At 35.2% G+C, this 7,912-nt stretch carries 7 protein-coding genes; all 7 read left to right on the top strand.

Annotation, left to right across the window (positions count from 1 at the left end):
- The first annotated feature begins 113 nt into the window (after nucleotides 1-113).
- The 7 genes from QQZ16_RS06080 (at nucleotide 114) to QQZ16_RS06050 (ending at nucleotide 7,864) form a co-directional block, all read left to right on the top strand.
- Entirely contained in the window at nucleotides 114-1,157 is a 1,044-nt protein-coding gene (locus QQZ16_RS06080; RefSeq protein ID WP_284561197.1) for a sensor domain-containing diguanylate cyclase, read from the top strand.
- A 122-nt stretch (nucleotides 1,158-1,279) separates the two neighbouring features.
- On the top strand, nucleotides 1,280-2,509 hold the full coding sequence (locus QQZ16_RS06075) for a sensor histidine kinase (RefSeq protein WP_235252729.1): 1,230 nt from the start codon (nucleotides 1,280-1,282) through the stop codon (nucleotides 2,507-2,509).
- An 85-nt stretch (nucleotides 2,510-2,594) separates the two neighbouring features.
- Complete coding sequence (locus QQZ16_RS06070) at nucleotides 2,595-3,089, top strand: DUF1456 family protein (protein ID WP_031539990.1); 495 nt, start codon at nucleotides 2,595-2,597, stop codon at nucleotides 3,087-3,089.
- A gap of 18 nt (nucleotides 3,090-3,107) precedes the next feature.
- Nucleotides 3,108-3,815, top strand: coding sequence for a M48 family metallopeptidase (locus tag QQZ16_RS06065; protein ID WP_048719161.1), 708 nt, complete (start codon nucleotides 3,108-3,110; stop codon nucleotides 3,813-3,815).
- Nucleotides 3,816-4,613: 798 nt separating this feature from the next.
- The gene (locus tag QQZ16_RS06060) at nucleotides 4,614-5,255 is read left to right on the top strand and encodes a hypothetical protein (RefSeq protein ID WP_284561196.1); all 642 of its coding nucleotides are present in this window, start codon (nucleotides 4,614-4,616) and stop codon (nucleotides 5,253-5,255) included.
- Between the two features lie 90 nt (nucleotides 5,256-5,345).
- Nucleotides 5,346-6,263 (top strand): ABC transporter ATP-binding protein, encoded by a 918-nt coding sequence (locus tag QQZ16_RS06055; protein WP_284561195.1) that lies wholly within the window; start codon nucleotides 5,346-5,348, stop codon nucleotides 6,261-6,263.
- Entirely contained in the window at nucleotides 6,263-7,864 is a 1,602-nt protein-coding gene (locus QQZ16_RS06050) for an ABC transporter permease (protein WP_031536024.1), read from the top strand. Before QQZ16_RS06055 ends, QQZ16_RS06050 begins: the two co-directional genes overlap by 1 nt.
- Nucleotides 7,865-7,912 lie beyond the last annotated feature (48 nt).

Here is a 7,912-nt window from a genome sequence, read left to right as displayed (position 1 = left end):
AATTGACCCATTGAGAAAGTAAATTCAAGTATTAGTTTTGAACAGTTCATTTTTATAAAAAGTTTCATAAAAATTTAGTTTTTTATCCTTGAATTTAGCTGATTTTATGAGCTATGAATATTTCAGGTTTATTTATATTAGTAGCTTTAGCAATAATGGAGCTGTTCATTGGATTTGAAGCTTCAAAAGAAACGTGGGAAATGATTGTCACGATTGCAGTTCAAATTCTCCAATTTCTTTTGTTCATCCTACTTATGGCCCTTCTTAGAAAGGTCATTCGTCAGTCAGTAGACAAAGAAAAGCAGTATCAAAGATTACTTGATCATTCACCAGAAGCTATTTACGTTCATCGAAAAGGAATCATCGTCTATTCGAACGAAGCAGGAGCTAAATTGTTTGGCTTTAAGGAACCTTTTGAATTGATCAATTTGCATTGGAAGGAAATTTTGAATGATAAATCTTATGAAAGCTTAAGATCCTCCAGTGAAAAATATGAGATGGATCAGCAATTTAAAATCCATCATTTTAATTTATATGACGAAGATGGAACTGTTCGATACATTGAAGCAAAATCAACCTATATTCTGTTCGATGGGGAACCGGCTAGAGAAGTAATCGCAAGAGATGTAACGGATCAGGAAAAAAATAGCCAAAGGTTAAAGGATTTATCCTATTTAGATACTTTAACTCAGCTTCCAAATCGCAGAAGTCTGCTGGAGCGGCTTAATCAAGTAATCGAAGAATCGAAACAAAACAATAAAAGTTTCGGGATTATGTTTGTCGATTTAGATGGTTTTAAACAAATTAATGATACTTACGGGCATGCTAAAGGTGACTTTTTGTTAAAGCAAGTTAGTGAATACCTGAAACTTTGTATAAAAGAAGACGATGTAGTTGGAAGGTTTGGTGGAGATGAATTTATCATCATCCTCCCAAATGCTGTCCAAACAGATTGTCTATCATTAGCAAAAAAAATAATCGACAATATGCCTTTATTTATTTCGGAATCTAATCAAGTAACATTTAGTATTGGAATTTCTCTTTATCCTCAAGACGGAAATGATCTTGATACGATAATGAAGCTTGCAGATAATGCGATGTATAATGCAAAAAAACGCGGTAAAAATAATTTTCAGTTTTTTGACATCGGTACTTAAATGGAAAGTAAAACCAAGAAAACCTATCAATATGGTAAAAAAATAGTCATATTTACCCCTTTGATTCAAAAAAATGATATATTTTAAAGTGTGTATAAAGATTAAGAACGTAAGGGGTATCCATGAAGGAGATTAAAAATAATTTTAATATAAAAATTTACTATATTGTCGTTTGGGCTATTATAGCTATTATCCTTGGTGGGTTATTTATTGATAATCCACGATTAAGCAATTGTGGATGGGGGTTTATAGTTCAACTTATCTGGGCATTCAGTTTGTCTTTGTGTTTATTGCTTTATCCTAAAAAAGAAACAGATACTCTTAGAATATGTATCATCGGATTAGCATCCATTTATTTCTACTCCCTGTTTCTTTTTTATCCAGATACGGGGTCTAATTTTATTTTATTATGTTTTATACCGGCCCTATCCATCTTATTTTTTAATTCAAAGCTTTTTTATTTTACCTTGTACTTAAATGGAGGATTAATTTTAATTTTATTTGGTTACATTATGTTAACGAATCAGAAGCCCCAATATAGTTATTTAGAACAGGATTTAATTGGAAACATTTTAAACTTTATTGCGAGCCAAATTATCATCTATTTTATTTTTTATTTAACGAATGGGCGAATGAAAAAGCAGCAATTATATTATGAACAAATTCAGCAATCAGAGCGTCTAAAGACATCTGGTCAACTTGCAGCAGCGGTTGCCCATGAGATTCGAAATCCTCTTACTGTTGTGAAAGGATTTTTGCAGTTATATGAAAAGGATAAATCATTTTCCTCCGATCAAAAACGCAATTTTACTTTGATGATAGATGAATTAAATATGGCTGAACAGGTAATTACACAATTTTTAACAATGGCAAAACCAGAGCAAGAACAAGCGGCAGAGATAGTAGATGTTAAGGATGTTCTACAGAGTGTCACAGATTTGCTCCATTCCTATGGTCTATTACATGATAATCGGATTGAATTAAAGGTTACAGGGGATTGTACAATCTCGGCTAACATCATCGAATTAAAGCAATTACTCATAAATATTATAAAAAATGCGATTGAGGCTTCTAATTATGGCGAATTAGTAATAGTAACGGCTGAAAAGGAAAAAGAGTTTGTTGTAATAAAAGTAATCGATCATGGAAAAGGAATGTCGGAGGAAGAATTGGCAGCTCTTGGCACCCCCTTTTATTCTTTAAAAAGTAAAGGAACAGGTTTAGGCTTGATGATATGCTTTAATATTGTCGAGAAATATAATGGCAAGATTGATTTCGTAAGCTCTAAAAATCAAGGAACAACTACTAGCATTTGCTTTCCATATTATGATAAACAAAGCTATTTTAGATAAAGTAAATGTCCTAGCGTGTTGTCTTTGCAATAAGAAAAAAGATAAACTAAAAAAATAAGTAGTTTTGTAAATTGGAGGTCAAACAATGGAAAATAATGATATATTAATTCGATTAAGATATGCATTAGAAATAAAAAATAGTGAAATGGCAGAAATATTTAAGCTTGGCGGGAAAGAGATATCTGTACCTGAGGTAGTTAAAATACTTAAAAAGTCAGATGAAGAAGCAGAGAATGATGATCAAATAAAATTGACGAATAGTATGCTAGATTCCTTTTTAAATGGCTTTATCATTTATAAAAGGGGAAAGCAAGAGCCGAAACCAGGACAACCAAATACACCTGAATCGTCAATAAAAAACAATACGAGTGTAAATAATATCCTTTTAAAGAAAGTCAAAATCGCGCTGTCATTAACAACTGATGATATGATAGATATATTTAAAAAAGCTGGATTAAATGTATCAAAAGGGGAACTAGGCGCCTTTTTACGAAAAGAAGGGCATAAAAATTATAAAGTATGTTTAGATAATTTCGCTCGAAACTTTTTAAAAGGACTAGCCATTAAATATAGGGGTTAAGAGCAGTTAGGTGAAGCTATGATACATACATATTTAGGGGAAACCATCCTTTTTGATGTAAAGTATAAAAATCGAACTTCCATTGGGATTAAGATAGATGGATATGGAAATATAGAAATTTTAGCACCTAAAAAGACGCCTGATGAACGGATAATTCATGTGTTAGAAGGAAACTGGGATTCCATCCATAGTAAAGTACAAGAAATGAAGAAAAGAATGGATGGACCACAGGAAAAGGTATATGAGAATAATGAAAGATTTCTTTATTTAGGTAATTCCTATCCTATTCAAATTATCCAGGATATCACTATTACGCAAGAAAGAGTTGCGTTTTCTGAAGAAATCCTGCATATCTATGTAAAGCATCTTGATAAGGAAAGAATCAAACAATTACTGAGAAGATATTATTATCAGAGAAGTAAGGCTTTAATGGAAGAGAGAGTTTCCTTCTATCAAAGCAACTTTAAAACAAAGCCCCGATCGATACGTATTACAGATAGCAAAACCAATTGGGGAACCTGTGATGCTAATTTCCAATTAACCTTTAATTGGAGATTAGCGATGGCTCCACTTGAAGTAATTGATTATGTTGTTGTGCATGAAATGTGTCATATGGTTCATCTTAATCATGACCGATCCTTTTGGAGGCTTGTTGGAAGAATAATGCCTGATTATAAAGAGAAGGAAAATTGGCTAGCTTTGTCGAGCTGGAAGATGACCGTTTAGATTTTCGGAAAAAGAAGACTTGGCAAAGGAATAAGTTAAATCCTATTCCAAGAAATAATCATTGTAAATTAATCTATGAGGATGGGACAAAACTAAATAACTAATCTTTAAAGACGAACAATCTTTAATCCAGCTCTTAAATAAAGCTACTTTATTTTTTAAAAAATATAGTTAACTGTAAAAACTAAATCGTTCCATTGCGCTACAGACGCACGATGCGCCGGAGAGGAAGCTGAGCCTCCTCACTGCGAGACCACTGAAAAACTGCAATATCATTATAATTGTTGGTGGCTGACTTTTAAATTTAGGTATTTCATTTGTTTTCCGAGGCGACAGCTCGCTTTCCATGGGGCGAGCGCCGAGCCGCTTCGTCACTGCGTTCCTGCAGGGTCTCGGACTTTCTCGCTGCTCCCATAGGAGTCGAGCTATCGCCTCTCCAAACCAACTTAATATTTGCTCTCATATAAATAAATCCTTATTTAATTTGGAAAATCTATACTTTTTCAGTGACCTCCTCACTGCGCTGCGGGGTCTCAGCCTTTCCTCTATTTCCCGCAGGAGTCGAGCGTCCTCCGCTCCATTTCACTTCGTTTTTAAACATTTTTCAAAAAAACAAATACGAACTATAATATAATTATTTTGCATTATAGTTCGTGTTTGTTGTTTCAATAGGAAAAAAGAATTTTTACTTATACAACATCTCCTTATATCAGACTATTTACTCAAAAAATTAGGTAAGCGGAACCTTCTGTTCTAGTAAATCGTAATCCCTTATTATAAAAAATTGGAGGGATAAAAATGACCGCGAAAACCAAGCGAGAGAACAAACAAGGCATAGAGCAAACTGAAACTTGGTGGGATAAATGGCAAGCGTATGTCTTCATAGCAGTATTTGCATTATTCGTAATCTGGGTATATTTTAGCTTGCTTGTTACAGATATGCTGTTTGTTAAAAATTTGACAGAAGGGCATTATCCCTTCATCTTCTTTTTATTAAAGGCTGTTATCGTCTATTCAACTTGGGGAGGCTTGTTTTTAATTGCTGGATTGATTGTTCTGATTGGAAGTATCTATCTCCTATTGGCTAAAAAGGCAGCAGAACCAAAGAAATTAATAGTGCCAGCTACTTTCCTTACCATTATCTTTTTAGGATTAGCGTATATCTTTTTAGGAATTGAATGGATTAATAATATAGCAGATTCAAAAGATTACCTTGAAAGTGAGGCTGTGGAGAAGGTTATTGTTTTAGCGGATTATGAGGTGGATTATCCATCGGGAATGTATGGTGGAGCAGTCGATTATGTGTATAAAAGTATGGATGGAGAAGTATTTAAAACAAATACGAATTTTGATATAGAAATGTTCAAAGAGGAGAAATATGAAATCTATTATCTCCCGCGTAGTAAGTATATAGTAGGAATTGATCCCATAGATAACTGAGTTTTGATAGAGTCGGAGAGAATATTTGAAGAATGGGAGACCTATTCTACCTTACTGAAAAATAGTTTTTATAAATGAGGGGGAAAAACGATGAGTGTATTGGAAGTCCGGAATTTAACGAAGAAGTTTGGAGGATTTACAGCACTTAATGGGGTTAATTTTGAAGTAGGCAGTGGGGAAATATTTGGATTTATTGGTCCGAATGGAGCTGGGAAATCAACGACAATCCGCGTGTTGCTTGGCATTTTAAAGGCAACAGCAGGCGATGTGAAGTTATTTGGCAAGGATGCTTGGGAGGATGCGGTGGACATTCACAAGCGCTTGGCTTATGTACCTGGGGATGTCAATTTATGGCCGAATTTAACTGGCGGGGAAGTAATTGATTTATTTGTTAAATTACGAGGAAACAATATAACTAACAGAAGAGAAGAATTGATAAAAAAATTTGATTTGGATCCAACAAAGAAATGTCGAACTTATTCGAAGGGAAACCGTCAAAAGGTTGCACTAATTGCTGCCTTTTCGCAAGATGCTGATTTATATATTTTAGATGAACCAACCTCCGGAATTGATCCGCTGATGGAGAAAGTATTTCAAGAGTGTGTTATGGAAGTAAAAAGGAAAGGAAAAAGCGTCCTTCTATCAAGCCATATACTTTCAGAGGTAGAAAAATTATGTGATAGGGTCGGAATCATTCGACAGGGACAAATCATTGAAAGTGGTACATTAAAAGAACTGCGTCACTTAACAAGAACATATATGCTTGTGGAGACAAGGGAAGCTATTGGATCCTTGCATGAATTACCAGGGGTATACGAAATAAAAGATACAGATAAAGGTATGTCTTTTCAAGTAGATACCGAGGAACTGGATAATACAATCAAATATATTAGTCAGTTTGGGATTGTAAAGCTTGAAAGCGCACCACCAACCCTTGAAGACTTATTTATGAGTCATTATGAAAGGAAAGATAAAGGAGAAGGGAAAGAAACTGGAGGTGTACGTTAATGAATCGAAATCGATTTGCTAACACTGGTCTCCTTTCACGATTTATTCTCCGGCTTGATCGGATAAGAATTCTATTATGGCTAATAGGATTAGTTCTTTTTACTTTAATTACTCCTCCTGCATTAGATGGTTTATATCAAACACAACAGGATAGGGACGCTATTACAGAAACAATGACAAACCCGGCAATGACTGCGATGCTTGGGACAGGAGATCTTGATCATTATACAATTGGAGCCATGACAGCACATCAAATGATCGTTATGACGGCTGTGATTGTTGGGATAATGGCCATTTTGCTCGTTACCCGCCATACAAGAGCAGATGAGGAAGATGGTCGTATTGAAATTCTTCGTTCCCTGCCAACGGGTCGTCTTTCTTATTTAAATGCTACATTAATCGTAACGAGTGGAACATTTATTGCGTTAGCGTTATTAATCGGCTTTGGACTATATGCTCTTGGAATTGAAAGCATGGACCTTGAAGGATCGTTACTATACGGAGCAGCATTAGGAGGAACAGGTTTCGTTTTTACAGGAGTGACGGCGGTGTTTGCCCAACTATCAGAGAATTCTCGAGGGACGATTGGATGGTCTATTGCTGTATTAATTCTTTCTTATCTTTTTCGAGCAGTCACAGATGTAAGTAATGAGACATTAACATGGATATCACCGTTAGGATGGGTATCAAAAGCAGCGGTTTATTCATCAAATAATTGGGGAGCCATCTTATTGATGCTGGCTCTTGCTGCCATCTTATACGTGCTAGCAAATTTTCTAAATAGTATTCGTGATTTGGAACAAGGATTTATAGCTGCAAAATCAGGTAGAAGATATGCATCACGCTTTTTACAAAGTCCACTTGGATTAGCATTTCGCTTACAGCGTACAGGATTTATAGCTTGGGCAATTGGATTATATATTTTAGGTGCCTCCTATGGTTCAATATTCGGTGATTTGGAATCATTTTTTGAAGGCAATGATATGTATCAACAAATGCTGCAACATGCAGAAGGAACATCGATCGTTGAGCAATTTATTCCGACATTAATGATTGTGCTTTCCCTAATTGCAACCATTCCTCCTGTTATGGCGATGAACAAACTTCGTGTGGAGGAAAAAAAGGGAAGATTAGAGCATTTATTGGTTCGCGCAATATCGCGGGAAAAGCTGATTGGCTCTTATGTAGTGCTTGCACTTGTAAATGGTTTTGTGATGCTATCTCTTAGTGCGATTGGCTTGTGGTCTGCAGCTGTAGCAGTAATAGAAGAGGGAATATCATTTAGTATGATCTATCATGCTGCCATCGTGTATTTTCCGGCGATGATTGTAATGATTGGGTTTGCGGCCATTCTGAATGGACTTCTCCCGAGATTTACGAGCTGGATATGGGGTTACTTTTTATATTCCTTTTTCGTTTTATATTTAGGAAACTTATTTCAATTTCCAAATTGGGTAGGCAAACTTTCTCCATTTGGTCACGTTCCACAAGTTCCTATTGAGGATGCTACGTTTCTTCCATTATTTATACTAATAATTATTGGAGCGGGATTAATGGTTGCCAGCGTGAAAGGGTTTCCCAAACGTGATGTTCAGGGGTAATATATATCTATTAAAGTTTGCGTGCAATAGTAGTTAAATCCAGTAGAG

The organism is Bacillus sp. T2.9-1, from assembly GCF_950097965.1.
Taxonomy (GTDB): Bacteria; Bacillota; Bacilli; order Bacillales; family Cytobacillaceae; genus Niallia; species Niallia hominis.
This window is presented reverse-complemented; position numbering and strand designations above follow the sequence as displayed.

Coding starts and splice junctions, on each gene's coding strand:
- QQZ16_RS06080 (WP_284561197.1), top strand. CDS start 114: ATGAATATTTCAGGTTTATTTATATTAGTAGCTTTAGCAATAATGGAG.
- QQZ16_RS06055 (WP_284561195.1), top strand. CDS start 5,346: ATGAGTGTATTGGAAGTCCGGAATTTAACGAAGAAGTTTGGAGGATTT.
- QQZ16_RS06050 (WP_031536024.1), top strand. CDS start 6,263: ATGAATCGAAATCGATTTGCTAACACTGGTCTCCTTTCACGATTTATT.
- QQZ16_RS06070 (WP_031539990.1), top strand. CDS start 2,595: ATGGAAAATAATGATATATTAATTCGATTAAGATATGCATTAGAAATA.
- QQZ16_RS06065 (WP_048719161.1), top strand. CDS start 3,108: ATGATACATACATATTTAGGGGAAACCATCCTTTTTGATGTAAAGTAT.
- QQZ16_RS06060 (WP_284561196.1), top strand. CDS start 4,614: ATGACCGCGAAAACCAAGCGAGAGAACAAACAAGGCATAGAGCAAACT.
- QQZ16_RS06075 (WP_235252729.1), top strand. CDS start 1,280: ATGAAGGAGATTAAAAATAATTTTAATATAAAAATTTACTATATTGTC.